14 protein-coding genes are annotated in these 14,466 nt (G+C 49.1%); 7 read left to right on the top strand and 7 right to left on the bottom strand.

Annotated elements, in window-relative coordinates; genetic code table 11:
* The first annotated feature begins 43 nt into the window (after positions 1-43).
* Entirely contained in the window at positions 44-1,108 is a 1,065-nt protein-coding gene (locus tag H8S44_RS12155) for a DUF4432 family protein (RefSeq protein WP_207726275.1), read from the top strand.
* Position 1,109: 1 nt separating this feature from the next.
* Positions 1,110-1,937: a BtpA/SgcQ family protein gene (locus tag H8S44_RS12160; RefSeq protein ID WP_186873706.1), complete on the top strand. Its 828-nt coding sequence runs from the start codon at positions 1,110-1,112 to the stop codon at positions 1,935-1,937.
* 81 nt (positions 1,938-2,018) lie between these two features.
* On the opposite strand, the gene H8S44_RS12165 is transcribed toward H8S44_RS12160, so the two are convergent.
* The 7 genes from H8S44_RS12165 to H8S44_RS12195 all read right to left on the bottom strand — a co-directional run bounded on the left by H8S44_RS12165 (position 2,019) and on the right by H8S44_RS12195 (position 8,287).
* Positions 2,019-3,665, bottom strand: a complete 1,647-nt coding sequence (locus H8S44_RS12165; protein WP_199572093.1) for a recombinase family protein — start codon at positions 3,663-3,665, stop codon at positions 2,019-2,021.
* Between the two features lie 80 nt (positions 3,666-3,745).
* Positions 3,746-4,048 carry a hypothetical protein gene (locus H8S44_RS12170; RefSeq protein WP_033121834.1) on the bottom strand — a complete coding sequence of 101 codons (303 nt, stop codon included), beginning with the start codon at positions 4,046-4,048 and terminating at the stop codon, positions 3,746-3,748.
* 18 nt (positions 4,049-4,066) lie between these two features.
* Positions 4,067-5,356 carry a plasmid recombination protein gene (locus tag H8S44_RS12175; RefSeq protein ID WP_033121833.1) on the bottom strand — a complete coding sequence of 430 codons (1,290 nt, stop codon included), beginning with the start codon at positions 5,354-5,356 and terminating at the stop codon, positions 4,067-4,069.
* 88 nt (positions 5,357-5,444) lie between these two features.
* Complete coding sequence (locus tag H8S44_RS12180) at positions 5,445-5,633, bottom strand: hypothetical protein (RefSeq protein WP_117856474.1); 189 nt, start codon at positions 5,631-5,633, stop codon at positions 5,445-5,447.
* Between the two features lie 69 nt (positions 5,634-5,702).
* On the bottom strand, positions 5,703-5,918 hold the full coding sequence (locus H8S44_RS12185; protein ID WP_055228675.1) for a type 2 periplasmic-binding domain-containing protein: 216 nt from the start codon (positions 5,916-5,918) through the stop codon (positions 5,703-5,705).
* Between the two features lie 400 nt (positions 5,919-6,318).
* A complete protein-coding gene (locus H8S44_RS12190) occupies positions 6,319-7,665 on the bottom strand; it encodes a DNA primase family protein (RefSeq protein WP_117347204.1) in 1,347 nt (448 codons plus the stop codon).
* A gap of 1 nt (position 7,666) precedes the next feature.
* Positions 7,667-8,287, bottom strand: a complete 621-nt coding sequence (locus H8S44_RS12195; RefSeq protein ID WP_033121509.1) for a CHC2 zinc finger domain-containing protein — start codon at positions 8,285-8,287, stop codon at positions 7,667-7,669.
* Positions 8,288-8,509: 222 nt separating this feature from the next.
* On the opposite strand from H8S44_RS12195, the gene H8S44_RS12200 reads away from it, so the two are divergent.
* The 5 genes from H8S44_RS12200 to H8S44_RS12220 all read left to right on the top strand — a co-directional run bounded on the left by H8S44_RS12200 (position 8,510) and on the right by H8S44_RS12220 (position 14,464).
* Complete coding sequence (locus H8S44_RS12200; RefSeq protein ID WP_033121508.1) at positions 8,510-9,616, top strand: DUF6076 domain-containing protein; 1,107 nt, start codon at positions 8,510-8,512, stop codon at positions 9,614-9,616.
* 10 nt (positions 9,617-9,626) lie between these two features.
* Positions 9,627-10,334 carry a hypothetical protein gene (locus H8S44_RS12205; RefSeq protein WP_055228676.1) on the top strand — a complete coding sequence of 236 codons (708 nt, stop codon included), beginning with the start codon at positions 9,627-9,629 and terminating at the stop codon, positions 10,332-10,334.
* Between the two features lie 35 nt (positions 10,335-10,369).
* A complete protein-coding gene (locus H8S44_RS12210; protein WP_033121506.1) occupies positions 10,370-11,557 on the top strand; it encodes a sigma-70 family RNA polymerase sigma factor in 1,188 nt (395 codons plus the stop codon).
* Positions 11,558-11,634: 77 nt separating this feature from the next.
* Positions 11,635-12,402, top strand: coding sequence for an ABC transporter ATP-binding protein (locus H8S44_RS12215; protein ID WP_033121505.1), 768 nt, complete (start codon positions 11,635-11,637; stop codon positions 12,400-12,402).
* Positions 12,392-14,464 (top strand): ABC transporter permease, encoded by a 2,073-nt coding sequence (locus H8S44_RS12220; protein ID WP_055228677.1) that lies wholly within the window; start codon positions 12,392-12,394, stop codon positions 14,462-14,464. Before H8S44_RS12215 ends, H8S44_RS12220 begins: the two co-directional genes overlap by 11 nt.
* Positions 14,465-14,466 lie beyond the last annotated feature (2 nt).

A 14,466-nucleotide genomic window follows, 5' to 3' on the forward strand; every position in this document is an offset into this window, starting at 1 on the left:
AGGGAGAAGGAAACTAAATATGAAAATCCGTTTAAGAGAAAACATGTTTTCAGACAGAGAGCAGCTGTTTCTGGAGGATGGGGAGCTGAAGGCCTATCTGTTCCGGTTTGAATCCGGCGTATGCGGAATCAAGCTGGAGAACAGCCTGGGCTATATTACCGTGCTGCCCTACCAGGGACAGATGGTGTGGGACGCCGTATTCCGCGGCCGTTCCCTGAAGATGCAGAATTCCTGCCATTTTCCCAGATTCCGTAAGGAGTTCCGGGATACCTACGGCTGCTATGTGATGCACTGCGGTATTCTCCGCATGGGCTGCCCATCGGAGCAGGATACCCATCCCCATCACGGGGAGCTTCCCTATGTGACCTATGACGAGGCGGCTATTGTATCCGGCACCGACGAGAAGGGACGCTATCTGGCGGTGACAGGACTCTATGAGTACAATAAGGCCTTTGGCGATCACTACGCGGCCAGACCCATGACGAAGCTGTATGCGGGCTCTTCCCTGCTGGATATCATTCTGGAGGTGGAGAACCTGGGAAGCGCGCCCATGGATATCATGTATCAGTGCCACATTAATAACGCGGTGGAGGAGGGGGCGAAGATTTATCAGACCCTTCCCTGGGATGCGGATCATATGGTGGCCCGTACCAGTGTGCCCCAGTACAGCGAGGTGAACCCGAAGTTCCTGGAACTGCTGGATCGGGTAGAGAAGGACGTAAAAGCCACACGGGTGATCACAGAGGACGACCTCTACGATCCGGAAGTGGTCATGTTCCTGCGGAATCCCATCCGGGATGAGAAGGGCTATGTCCACTATTTGTACCGTCATCTGGACGGAACCGCAGATTATACCACCTATAAAGCGGATGTGCTGACCTGCGGCGTGCGCTGGATCGTACATCATAAGGACTGGAACGCCATGGGAATGGCCCTTCCGGGCACAGCGGAGCCGGAAGGATATCTGGCGGAAAAGGAAAAGGGCAATGTGCGGAAGCTGCCCGGCGGACAGGTATTCCGTTCCGTGATCACGGCGGGAAGCCTGACGGCTGAGGAAGCGGAAGAAAAGCAGCAGCTCATCGAAAAAATTATGGGGGAGAATAACTGACATGGAAAGACTGGATAAGATTTTTAAGAACAAAAAACCGATCATCGGCATGGTACATCTGCGGCCCCTGCCGGGATCCCCGCTCTATGATCCGACCACCATGGGCATGGAGAAGATCCTGGAGACGGCCCGGGAAGAGGCGAAGATGCTGGAGGCAGCGGGCGTGGACGGCGTACAGGTGGAGAATATGTGGGATATCCCCTATCTCCAGGGAGAGAAGATTGGTCCGGAGACCGTGGCAGCCCTTGCCCTGGGTGTCCATGAGGTGAAAAAGGTGGTATCCATTCCGGTGGGCGCCGAGTGTCACATGAACGGAGCGGACAAGGCTCTGGCCTGCGCGGTGGCAGGAGGAGCCAGCTGGGTGCGCGTCTTTGAGTGGTGTAATGCTTTTATCTCCCAGTCCGGCTATATCGAGGCCATCGGCGCAGAGCTGGCCAGAATGCGGAGCCATCTGAAGGCCGAGGAGATCGCGTTCCTCTGCGACGTGAACGTAAAGCACGGCAGCCATTTTATCATCCACGACAGAAGTGTGGAGGAGCAGGCCATGGACATCGAGGCCCAGGACGGAGACGCGGTCATCGTCACCGGCTTTGACACCGGCATGCCGCCCAGTGTGGAAAAGGTACAGGAGTGCAAGAAGAAGGTGGGCCTGCCCATTCTGCTGGGAAGCGGACTGACCACAGAGAATGCCGCGGAGCTTTTAGGCTGCGCCGACGGCGCCATCGTGGGAAGCTACTTCAAGGAAGGAGGAAACTGGAAGAACCCGGTGGATCCCAAACGGACCAGAGCGTTTATGCAGGAAGTGGAGCGTCTGCGGAAAGAGCTGTAAGGCGCATAAAAAGAGGCGGAAGCGGAAGGCTTAATAGTGACAAGTAACTATTTTGTCGCAGAGAACGGTGTGACCCGAAGGTCACGCCGTTTTTCTGTGTTCATAGGTTGTTTGCGTGATGATAGGCTCGGAAATAACGGGAATATCTACATCGTCCACGAAGTTGAAGAAAATCTTCACTTTCTGCTTGCGCTTGCCGCTGGATTTGTCCGGGGCATAGACGATGATTTTCTTGATATACTCGTTCACGATGGTCTGTGTCAGCTCCTCCACATCCACATATTTCTGTGTCAGGGCGATAAAGGCATCCAGACCGTCGTTCATTTCTTCCCGCTGTTCCACCCATTCTTCGATAACTTCAATTTCGAGCTTTAACCGTTCCTGCTCCGCTTCATAGTCCGCAGACATCTTTCTGTATCTGTCCTGATTGAGATTTCCAAGAACATAGTCCTCGTACAGCCGGGCGATGATGACATCCAGATCGGCAAGGCGTTTCTTTGCCTGTTCCAGCTTCTTTTTGTCATCCCGGATGCTGCGCTCCTGGTCAGTCCTGCGGCATTGCAGCCATTCCTCCTGAAAACCGTCCACATCGCTTCGGATATACTCATTGACTGCCCGGATGCGTTCCAGAACGATTTCACGAAGCACATCTTCCCGGATATAGTGGGCAGTACAAGTACCACGGTTGCTCTTGTAGTTGTTGCAGACGTAGTGATCCTGCTTGCCCTCAAAGCTTTTGCTTGTGGCAAAGTGGAGCTTGCCGCCGCAATCGGCACAAAACAGAAGCCCGGAGAACAATCCCTGCCGTTCCGCTTTTGCGGGGCGGCGTTTGTTTTTCCTCAGTTCCTGCACCCTGTCAAACTGTGCCTGAGATACAATCGCTTCCTGTGTGTCCGGCAGATAAAACATATTCTCCGGCTCATTGGGAATCCGCTTTTTCAGCTTGTAGGACTTGGAATAAGTCTTGAAGTTGCAGGTACAGCCTGTGTACTCCTGCCGTTCCAAAATCCCTGCAATGGACTGGTTGCCCCAGTGGTACGGTCTTTCCGGCATCGGCTTTTTCTTTCGCTTGGCATAGAGTGCCTTTGCGGTCATAATCTGCTTTTCTTCCAGAATCCTTGCAATCTGCTCCGGGCCTTTGCCGTCAATGCAAAGGTCGAAGATGAGCTTGACTACCGGAGCCGCTTCTTCATCCAGAATCCAGTGATCCTTGTCCTCCGGGTCACAGCGGTATCCGTAGGGCGGTTTGCCCATGTGCTTCCCACTGGTTCCTCTCTGCCGCAAACTGACACGGACTTTCTTGCTGGTATCACGGGGATACCACTCGTTGAACAGATTACGGATTGCGGCGAAGCCCTCGCTGTCTCCCCGGTTGCTGTCTACGCCATCATTTATAGCGATAAAGCGGACATCATAACTCGGAAAGATAATATCCGTATATTGTCCAACAGTCAGATAGTCACGACCAAAGCGGCTGAGGTCTTTGACCAGCCAGCAGCCCACAAGCCCCTGCTTGACAAGCTCAAAGCCTTCCTGCACACCGGGACGATTGAAGTTCGTCCCCGTATAGCCGTCATCCACCAGAATTTTCAGGTTTGTATACCCGTGGTCACGGGCATATCGGGTTAAATACTCTCTCTGATTTGCGATACTGTTACTCTCGCCTTCCTGGGCATCCTCGTTGCTCAGACGGCAATAGAGAATGGTAATTTTCTGCTGATCCAACATAATATCCTCCTTCGGTGGTTGGTCAGCCGACAGTACCGTTGTGCATATTGGAATTATATCATGCTTTTGTGTCGCAGTCATTAACAAATCACCCCCTTGTCAGAAAAAATGAGCCGTTTTACCTTGTCGGTAAGTGGCTCATTTCCATCACACTCCGTTTCAATCACATACCATGTGTTTCCGATCTTGCACTCAATGGTTTTGCAGAAAGAGGACTGTGCCGCTTCCCAACGCTTGCGGCATTCTTCCAGAAAATCAATAGGCGGCTCAAAAATCGGATCGAAGCAGGAGCAAATATCAATATAGCCGATGGCATCGTTGATTTCTTCCATCGGGGCATCTTCCATAATCATCTTGTTAATTTCATCTACGGTTTTCTTCATAGGCAAATAGTTCCTTTCTTAAATTTCCATGTCCTGTCCACGATTGCGGGCAGGGTGTTTGTGTTCATACAGTTCCTTTCCCCTGGCGAGGATGGCATTGATAAAAGCCCAGACCTTTTCAGATGCAATCTCAATCGCATCCAGGAAAGGCTGGGCTTTTTGTTTCAGCTCCTCATAGTCTTTGTTCAGTTTTTCAAAACGGTCTTTCCATATCTTTGCGTTTTTATCTGCCTGCTCGAATTTCTGCTTGTATTTCAGCTTCTCAGACTTTTCCGCAAAGCTGCTGACCGCATAATCCTTTAGCGTGCGGCACTCATCCGCCGTCATGGTAACATTTCCCGTAATGGGATTTTTCTTGCCCATCGACTCAATCTCATGTGCAGTCATAGCAACAGACTTAGCAGCCTGAGTTTCCTTTTTCAGAGCTTCCAGTTTCTTTTTCTGCTTCTCCGTGGCAGCTTTGGCATCCGCTAAGCTCTGCTCGGCCTGTGCCACCTGTCCGGTCACAGCTTCCAAACGCTGCTGTTCGGCCTGTACCTTGAACTGTGTCACCGTCAGATGTTCTTCGGTGCTGCCACATTCTCCACGCTCTACATCGGTATAACCAGCGTTTCGCATGAAATTGAAAAAGTCATCCTGCAGCACACTGTAGGACGACTTCAAAATCTTTTTCCCTTTTGCGTTCAACATAGGATTTCCGTTTTCATCAAGAACGGGTTTGGATTCCCACTTCTTACTGCGGCTGACCTGTGTGATCGTTTCCTTTACCGTTCCCCGGAGGGATTCATCCTTGCATCGCTTCGACCACAGGATTTGTTTCTCCACCACCGGGATATAAACCACATGAAGGTGATAGTGGTACACATCCTCACCCAGAGCTTCCGACATTGCCCGGTTGCGCTCGTCGGCATGCATTACAGCGGAGAGGATATACTGCTCACCGCCCACGATCTCCACGGCGGCTTTATAGGCATCGGCATAAAACTGTTTTGCAAACTCATAGCCGCCGTGGTTGTAGAAATAAGCGGAGTTCACATCGAAAACCAACTCGCCATATTTGACGGCATCCGGTTTCAGCCCTCTGGTGGAGATGATCTTGTCCTGCTCCATCTGCTCAAACATTTTTACATAATCGTCAGTGGGAGACTTGAAGTGAACATTCAGCGCAGTACGTTCCGGCACGATGTCCACATTGGAATAACGGTCTTTTTCACGCTCATTGTGTTCCTGTACTTTTGTCACATCATCCGGAGTTTCCAAGTCCTGATTTCTGGCTAAGGTACGATCAATTCCATCATTTCTTGCCATAGATTTTTGTCCTTTCTTTAAGATTTGCAGACAGCGGAGGGCTGAGGAACGGCACTTTTTCAAAGTGTAATAACCCACTATTACACTTTCATCCATGCTGGCTACAAAGTGCCGTGGGCTCTCCGAGGGCTCTCCCGAGGGGGAATGCGGTCACTGCGGTGACCTCTGCTGACCAAGGCAAAATGTCTGCGCCTTTTACCTTGGTCAGCCCGTCTGCATGAAGCTGTTCTGCGGAACATTTCTTGCAGACGATGGCAGCGAAAACCGTATCTTTCACTGCCTGTCCATGGGCAGCACTGCGGTGCGCCTATGGGGACGGGAGATGCGGAGGGCTGTTGCCGGGGTATCACTTCTCCCGTCTTTTCTGCCATACGATGTCGTAACCAAGCACAGCGGCAAGCTCCAATACTTCCTTGTATCGTATACTTTCCCGCTGTAATTTTGCGGACAGGTTGGAAACGCTGTCGCTCCATCCGTACTCGTCCGAGAGCAGGTCAACAACTTCCTGCATGGTCATCCCGGCACGGATGATCTGTGCCTTTATTTCGTTGCGTATATTCATATTGATAAAATCCTCCATAATTCAGTTCATGTGTCGGTGCAACCTCTGCGCTCCAAGGTGGAGTGGATGCACCGAACAGTGAAAAATCTGCAATCTCCGAAATCCGTTCAGAATTTCGCTTGTGATGTCCTGTCCATATATGACCATATCCCACTTTGCCGTTTTGTGTGGTTTGGTCTGGAACAGTGAAAACACCCATTGTTCCGTGAACAGGGTACACGGTTCAGAGAAGCACGATTTCGTGAAATAGTTTCGTCCTGCGGTCAAAAACTTTGCTGTTTCCATTACCATTGATTTTTAATGCCCGAAAACAGGTCAGCTTTGAAAGCTGCTGTTTCCTATAACGGAAGAAAACAGGGGTAAATGCTGCGTACATACGTACAGAGCATGACTGGCAAAATCAATCCCGCCAGTCCTCCGGTACGTACGTACACGGCGAAACATCGTAAAATCCATTTATATGAGGTCTTGCCACAGCTTCCACGCCCATAAAGCCCCACACCCGCCGTCCGGCAGAGTTGGTGATGTTGTTGCAATGCTCCAGATTGAATCTCCCGGCATTGGCAATCATGGCATCGCTGAAGCTACGGGCTTTCAGCGGTGCAAGGGAGTTTTCCTCACACCACATCCGGTAGATTTCATAGAAATCCTTAGAGCTGATGGAAGCATCCGCTTTCAATCGGATGTATCCCTCCGACTCCATGAAATCAAAGATATTGTTGTTGTCACGCTTGACCGCTTCCCGGTTTTTCCGGATACGGTCACTCTCCGTAAACTTAAAGTTGTTGGCAACAAGCCGCTGTAAGCCTTCAAATGCCCACAGGAAGATACCCTCGGCTTCAGCTTTCATCTTCTCTGCAAGGTCAGGATCATCGGCTCTGTCCATGGGCTTTTCTTTGGTGGTCAGCACAAGCTGTCTGCGGTAAAAACCATCGCTGCGATCATATAGGGCTTGCAGATCACCATTGCTGAATGCCAGCAACCGGGCAAACATCCAGCCCTGATAACTCTGCTTGCCCTTGCGTTCCAAGTCCATTTTGCCCTGTGCAGTCACGATGGATTTTACATAGTTGGTCTGACGCAGAGCTTCCATCCGCATATCATCATCCACGCACAGCAGGATGTGTTCCAGATCGGCACGGGCAAAACGGTTTTCAGAAATCTTCCCGATGCTGCCGTCTTTCATATTCGTGCCGAAGATGGTGGACAGCACCGCACCGATTTGAGATTTACCCTCGCCACCGTTGCCTTTAATCACCATCATGCGCTGCCCCTTGTTGGAGGGAATCAGGCAATAGCCGATAAACTCCTGCAAAGTTGGAATGTCCTCGGCGTAAAGCAACCCATCCAGAAAGTTCAGCCAGATCACCGGTGCAGGAGCATCGGGATTATAGCCGACAGGCAGACGGCTTCGCACGATAGCCGGTCTGCCTTCGGTGAAAGTGCCGTTCAAGAGCAGCGTACCGTTGGCAACATGGATGCGATCCTGCTCCGGAGGGAAGTCAGACACCTGCGCTTCCAGTTTCAGCACTTCCAGAATGTTGGTGATCTTCCGTGGGATGTTGTTCACGGCACAAAATTTCAGCTTGTCGTAAATCTCCCCACGCAGAGGAAGGTCATCCGTCACTCGACCATCGGGCGTGAAAAAAGCTCCGTTTGCGAAGATGATTCTGCGCTCATGCAGAAATTCTTCACAAAACAGAGCTTCGTTGATGTTCTGCCCGTCAAACCAGACAGGAAAATTCATATTAGGCGTTTTCCGGTTCTTCGCCACGGTGCGCCACCTCCTTTTTCTTTCGTGCGGTATACTCTTGCAGAAAAGCAATTTTGTCGTCCTGCATCAGCTTGTCCACCAATGCCACCCGTTCTTCCAGATCACCCACCGTCAGCACATCTGCCATATATTCGATATAGCAGTGCATCTGGCAGGCTTCCACAAAACGGTCATCCAGAGCATCTTCCGGTGTCTTGGGTGCGTATCGTATTTTCCAATCTTCCAGCAGATGCAGATAATCCGTCAGCACCCGGAAACACAGCATTTCATTCTCCCGGAACTGACGGATATAGGGACGCTTTGGCTTGACCATAGCTGCGGCAGTGGGCGGTTTCGGGTCAAGCCCGAAGTCCGCAGCCAGCTTTTGCGCTGCTTCATAACTGCTCAGATCGAACAGTCTTGCCACAAGGTCGATTACATCCCCCTTGGCTCCGCAGCCGAAGCAGAAGAAATAATCCTCGTTCAGCTTCAAGCTCGGATGCCTGTCGTTGTGGAACGGGCAGCAAGCCATACCATTGCGGTTGACATTCAGCCCGTAGTGTTTTGCGGCTTGCTTTACGCTGATTGCCGCCTTGATGATTTCATAGATTGTCATAGAAAAACCTCCGTTCATAGTATTTAGAAAGCACGAAACACCCGCCGTGATTGGCAGGGGTTTGGCTCCTTCTACTATGGTTATGCCGGATTTTTCAAAAAACAGGCTAATCGGAGGACAACCCCGTTTCAAAAAACAGGACAACTTATGGATAGATGTAGATTTCTTTACATTAGCATGATAGAATTAAGAAAATGAAAAAACAGGACAGGAGGGGCAAGCATGAACCAAGAACTGATGACATTGGATTTTTGGCAGGATACGGTCATATATGAGGGAAAAACACTTCCTGTCGGCGCTCTTGCCTGTGATGCGCTGAATGTCCCTGCGGATACCATCGCAAAGATGAACGAGCAATGCGAGAAAATCAATCTGCTGCTTGGAATATTAAACGCCGGACAGGATGCTTCTGCACTCTGTCCTATTGCAACGGAAGCTGCTCTGACGATGCTTGATATTCTCAGTCAAACACCGCCGTTCTCCTATATGAATATCTCAAAGCACAGAGAACGGATTGAAAAAGTCTTTACTGTGGACAATGCGCTGAAATATGTGGAGTTTGCCATAAAAGCCGCAACCAATTCTTTGCAATTTGAAGAAATCCAGAACTTTGCCGATGCGATGATGCTCCAACGCTATACCGCAGTTTTCGGGCATCTGGCATACTCCCTTGGGGAATACCAAACGGCCATGCTTGATTTTGCAGAAAAATCAGACGGCAATGAAGCAGAACGCACCGCAGAGGGTTTTGCAAAAATGTTCGGCGACTATTTTCCGCCGGAGTTCTCTATCACGGAGGGCAATGCCTGGATGTCTACTTTGAATAATTCCGTTCAGTATATATCGGTCATCCGTCCCGGCGAAAAAGTTGCGAAGCTGGTCAAGCGGATGCACTATGTATCCTTTGTAGGGATGTTCCGGTCTGATCTTTTTGAGGGCTTATGTGTTGGTCATGCCCCGAAAAAATGCAAAATCTGCGGCAAGTGGTTCCTCACCACCAACGCAAGGCACACCAAATACTGCGGCGGCTATGCACCGGGGGACAAGCTGCACCGCACTTGCCGACAGATCGGCAACCTGAAAGGCAGAGAACAACGGGAGCTTGCGGACGATCATCCGGTGAAACAGATTTATGAGAAACGGCTGAACACCATAAACCGCTATGTGAAGCGTGGTACTCTGGACGCTGATCTTGCAGAGGTTATGAAAAAGCTGGCAAAGGATAAAATGCTTCGAGCGCTGAGCAATGTCGCCTATGCCAAAGGTGATTACGAAAAAGAGATGGGACAGGCTGCTTTGAAGAAAGAAGCAAAATTACGGACGAAATGAGGAATATGTAATGGCACAGAAATATGATTTAACTGATATTGGGAATGCGCTTAGCCGGGTTATGGACAATCCTATGACCAAAATAATCCGTTCTGGCTCTATTGGTGTGTTGGGCGTAGTAAACCCAGTTGCGGGAATTGTAGGCGGAATAGGAAATGATCTTCTATCTGAATACAATACCTTCAAACTCGGCCATCTACTGAACGGTCTTGCATCTGGCTTTAATCTCGAAAGAAGATTGAACGAGCTTTACAACTATGTAAACTCCAGCCCGGAAAAGGCTATTATCGTAGCCAATCTGTTCAAACAAACCGTAAATGCAGAATGCCCAAAGGTTTGCGTTATTTATGGTCTAATTCTTGCAAACCATTTAGAAACACTTACAGAATTCACGCACGAAGAATTGATTGTCTGTAAAGCTTTGGAAAACGCTACGGATTATGATCTGAAGAATTTCAAAGAAATAATGGAGAACTATCTTAAGCCAACATCAAATGGAAGAAGAATTGTATTTCCAAAAGACTTTGCAGATATTGCTGCTTTCACCACCACATGCGATTGGTGTGTATATAATAGAATCTTTGTTTCTCGCACAGCAGAGTGGGGTGAAATGGAAGAAGGCATTTTGGATATGAGCACGTACTATTACGAGGCAAATCCTGCATCTGTTCTTCTGGATAATATAAATGCTGCAAGACAAACTTGGAATTATGGTTAATTATTCCCGCTGATTACTTAGAAGGGAGGTGCGCTATGCTAAATGATTTTTCGTGGAACATGACCGGATACATACCGAAGCACCAAGTTAATCCACACGGTGACGGCATCATCCCCTATGTGGCAGAGCGCATCTTCCAACTGGAACCGGAACCGCCAGCGGTGGACAGTCTGAATGAATATATCCTGTCTGCTTTGCGGGAAAAGAATTTGCTATATTTTTCGTTCTTTCTGCACCACTACGAAACGCAGCTCAACAAGCGCATCAAAGGCTTTCTCAGTGTGGACGGCGGCAATCTGTACGACACAGACCGATTTATCGATATAAAGATCTCCTGCCGGGAGCAAATGCTCCAAAAGCTGATGGACTATGATCCTGCCAAGGGTGCGGAGTATGCTACATACATCTATCCGTTCATCTGGGATTCTATGCTCCGTTTCCGCATGGGCGAAGAAAAATGGTCGGTATCCTCTCTGACCAATTACAAAATGGTGCGATCAATGGCGTGGCTGTACCATAACACCAAAGATGCGGTCAACCAGTTTTCCAAGAAGTATAACTGCGACCTTGCTCTTGCGGAAGAATATCTGAAAGTTGTCCGTGGAATCCGCAACCAGCAGCCGTTCTATATAACGGACGAGGACGGCGAGGAAACAGGCGAGGATATAGCCCTTGACGATAGCTGGAACTATACCGACATCCTCTGGAACGGCATACAAGCAGAAAAGGTACAGCGGGCATTTGAGAAGCTGAATTACCGGGAACAGACCTTGCTCGAAAAACGGTTAGCAATCTGTATGACCTGCGGGCGAGTTGGCTCATGGAAGAACCGCCCCACTTTTGAAGAATTGGCGATTATGTTTGAGGGCAGCACAGCCAGCGGTGCAGAGCGAGCCTACCGGAAAGCGGTGGACAAACTGACAGAACTGCTGGTTGCCGAAGGTGCGCTCCATGCTGTCCGGCTGAAACAGAAAACCAAAACCAAGCGCAAAAAGAAAATCGCCGCCGCAATCTACGAATATCAAGCAGACTGCGACGGCGAATGGGGCGAAATTTCAGTTGATTTTGAGAACGGCACAGCAGAGATTATCCGACTTGCTGATTGGGATACAATTAAAACGAACTGGTTTGCCAAGGAGGCGATCCGGTATATTTTATCATTGTCGCCTGATGCTCTTACAAAATATATGCTCGTCCCCCTTGAGCCGCCACTTATATCTTGAATCCTTACAACCACTGTAAGTGGTATTTGCTGTGTTCCCATGCTATCATTTTATTACAAATGATAGGAGGTATTCACATGAAACCCATTTTGAATATTGAAAATTTAACAAAAATCTATGGCAATGTGCCAAGTCAAACAAAGGCACTGAATGGGATCACCTTCCAGGTGATGCCGGGAGAGTTTCTCGGCATTATGGGAAGCAGCGGTTCCGGTAAATCCACACTGCTCAATTGTATTGCGACTGTGATTCAACCCACAGGTGGAAGCATTCAGGTGGAAGGCGATACTCTGCAATCCCTCAAGGGAAAGGCTCTTGCAGAGTACCGTGGCAAAAAAGTTGGTTATCTATTCCAGAACTTTGAATTGCTGGACAACCTGACTGGCAGGGAAAACATCCTGCTCCCGACTTCCTTGCATGGGGTATCCGAAGCAGAAAGCAGCCAGCGGCTGAAGCAGTTGGCTGACTATCTGGAAATCACTGATGTTCTGGATAAGTTTCCGTCCAAGATGTCCGGCGGCCAGCGTCAGCGTGTTGCGGCAGCAAGGGCTCTGATCTTACATCCCCAAATGATCCTTGCCGATGAACCGACGGGTGCGCTGGATTCTAAGAACGCAAGAAGTCTTATGGAGAAGCTGTCCGGCCTGAATCGTGACGAACAAGCTACGATCCTGATGGTAACCCATGATTCCAATGCCGCCAGCTTTTGCAAGCGCATTCTGTTCATCCAGGACGGCGTGATCTTTCATGAGCTTCGGCGTGGAGACGAAAGCCAGCAGGAGTTCTACGGGCGCATCCTGAAGGTGATGGCGCAACTGGGAGGGGGCAGCGCAAATGTTCTCTAATCTCATTCTTCGGAACAGCCACCGCAGCCGAAAGGAAAACGGTCTGTTTTTCAGCTCCCTGGTGATTTCTATTGTTGCCTTTTACATGATTCTTTCCATCTCCACTCAAGATGTGATGCTCTTTTTGCAGAAAATGGAGAGTGACGCAGTTGACAAACTCCTGCTTCTGATTCCTGCGTTTTATGGGATGACCCTCGGTATTCTGTTCTTTTTGATCTATTTTGCCTGCAAGTATCAGTTCGAGCGCAGACGGCATGAGTTTGGTGTTTATCTAATGTTGGGGATGCGTAGAAGTAAACTGTTTGGTATGCTTCTGGCGGAAGATTTCCTGACCAGTATTCTTGCCATGCTCATAGGCTTACCTGTGGCTGTGGTGCTTTCAGAAATTGTCAGTCTTGTCACCGCCAAGCTGGTAGGCATGGGGATCATCGGTCATCAGTTTTCTTTATCCTGGTCTGCAATTGAATGGACGCTGGCAGGATTTCTGGCAATTAAGCTGACGGCACTTCTGATTTTGAGTGGACGAATCAGCCGCCAGGAGATCGGTACTTTGCTATCCCAGCCAACGAACCGCCCCAAAAAGCAAATGCCATCTGTTATCTATGGACTGGCTGCTATATGCGGAAGTGTGATGTTGGCAGTGGCTTACTACATGGCGATTCAGGGAATTGCATGGACAAAGGTAAGTATGATGGGACTGACTTTGCTGTTGGGCATAGTTGGTACGATGCTGCTTTTCTATGGGATGCGTGCGCTGATTGCTTTGATTGTTAAGAAAGGAAAAGGAAATAAGCAGCTTCATGTATTTACCTTCCGGCAGATTCAGGAGAATGTTATTCATCAGTCAACCTCCATGGCCATCAGCTCCCTGCTGATTCTGGCGGCGCTGTGTTGTTTTGGTGCGGGCGTAGGAATTGCAGGAACGAATAGCCTGTCTTCTGGCCATGTAATCGACTATACTTTTGAAGATCATACTGCAGAAGATTCATCGCAGGTTCTTCCGAATATAAAGGCAGCCCTGAAAGAAAACGGTTTGGAAAATCAATTTTCAGAGCTTTTTGAAATGAGGGTTGGGCGTATTCGCACCACAGAAGATTATGATAATGCCTACAGCATGGACGCTGTTATGGACTCTCTTCGGAGCCTGCCCCAGTCGGAAGACCGGGATGTCCTTCTGAACAATCTTGGTTATGCCACATACCCATATTTGATTTGTTTATCGGACTATAATCGTTTGTTGGAATTGTCCGGCAAACCGGCTCTCCAATTAGGCGAAAAGGAGGCCGCTGTCTATATTGATACAGAGTTTACTACGGTAAGTCGTACCGCAATGCTGAACCAAGTATTGGCCGGACAGCCCAAGGTGGAACTGGATGGTAGTCCGATTCATCTTACAGGAGAGGTTCAGTCTGTGAATTTGGTCACGGACCGTTCTATAACCTTGTCCTTTGCATTGATTCTTCCGGATGAAGCATTCCTATATTATAGCCAGGGAATGTATGATACCTATGTCAATGCGGTGCTCAGTGAGCAGGCTCTGGATGGAAATAGCCTTATGACTGCATATTTGGATTTGAACGAGAAGCTGGACGAAACTGGCATTGAATATGAAAGCTATCTTCAGAATATAGGTCGTCAGCTTTTCTACACCATAGCATCCAGTTATATTACCCTCTATCTTGCGATTGTTTTCCTGGTAGTTGCCAACACCATCGTGGGTGTTCAGTTCCTGATGAGTCAGCAGAAAACCGGGCGCAGATACCAGACCCTGATCCGCCTGGGAGCTACTTACGAAACCCTTTGCCAGTCTGCTGGAAAGCAAATTACCTGGTTTATGGGACTTCCTGTATTGGTTGCGGCTGTCAGCAGTCTGTTTGGAGTCAGGGCGTTATTTACAGGGATACTCTCGTCCCGAACCCGTGGGACAGTGTCTGAAATGCTGCTTGTATCTGCTGCTATGATTTTACTACTTTGCGTGATAGAATATATTTATATGAGAGTGGTCAAGCGCTCCAGTGATCGGTATTTGCTGACACTGATGCAGCCGCAGAGAGAAGAATAATT

Source organism: Anaerosacchariphilus hominis (assembly GCF_014290175.1).
Taxonomy (GTDB): domain Bacteria; phylum Bacillota; class Clostridia; order Lachnospirales; family Lachnospiraceae; genus Laedolimicola; species Laedolimicola hominis.

Excerpts from the sequence above, each read along its gene's own strand:
- H8S44_RS12155 (WP_207726275.1), top strand. The coding sequence starts at position 44 with ATGTTTTCAGACAGAGAGCAGCTGTTTCTGGAGGATGGGGAGCTGAAG.
- H8S44_RS12160 (WP_186873706.1), top strand. The coding sequence starts at position 1,110 with ATGGAAAGACTGGATAAGATTTTTAAGAACAAAAAACCGATCATCGGC.
- H8S44_RS12165 (WP_199572093.1), bottom strand. The coding sequence starts at position 3,665 with ATGTTGGATCAGCAGAAAATTACCATTCTCTATTGCCGTCTGAGCAAC.
- H8S44_RS12170 (WP_033121834.1), bottom strand. The coding sequence starts at position 4,048 with ATGAAGAAAACCGTAGATGAAATTAACAAGATGATTATGGAAGATGCC.
- H8S44_RS12175 (WP_033121833.1), bottom strand. The coding sequence starts at position 5,356 with ATGGCAAGAAATGATGGAATTGATCGTACCTTAGCCAGAAATCAGGAC.
- H8S44_RS12185 (WP_055228675.1), bottom strand. The coding sequence starts at position 5,918 with ATGAATATACGCAACGAAATAAAGGCACAGATCATCCGTGCCGGGATG.
- H8S44_RS12190 (WP_117347204.1), bottom strand. The coding sequence starts at position 7,665 with ATGAATTTTCCTGTCTGGTTTGACGGGCAGAACATCAACGAAGCTCTG.
- H8S44_RS12195 (WP_033121509.1), bottom strand. The coding sequence starts at position 8,287 with ATGACAATCTATGAAATCATCAAGGCGGCAATCAGCGTAAAGCAAGCC.
- H8S44_RS12200 (WP_033121508.1), top strand. The coding sequence starts at position 8,510 with ATGAACCAAGAACTGATGACATTGGATTTTTGGCAGGATACGGTCATA.
- H8S44_RS12205 (WP_055228676.1), top strand. The coding sequence starts at position 9,627 with ATGGCACAGAAATATGATTTAACTGATATTGGGAATGCGCTTAGCCGG.
- H8S44_RS12210 (WP_033121506.1), top strand. The coding sequence starts at position 10,370 with ATGCTAAATGATTTTTCGTGGAACATGACCGGATACATACCGAAGCAC.
- H8S44_RS12215 (WP_033121505.1), top strand. The coding sequence starts at position 11,635 with ATGAAACCCATTTTGAATATTGAAAATTTAACAAAAATCTATGGCAAT.
- H8S44_RS12220 (WP_055228677.1), top strand. The coding sequence starts at position 12,392 with ATGTTCTCTAATCTCATTCTTCGGAACAGCCACCGCAGCCGAAAGGAA.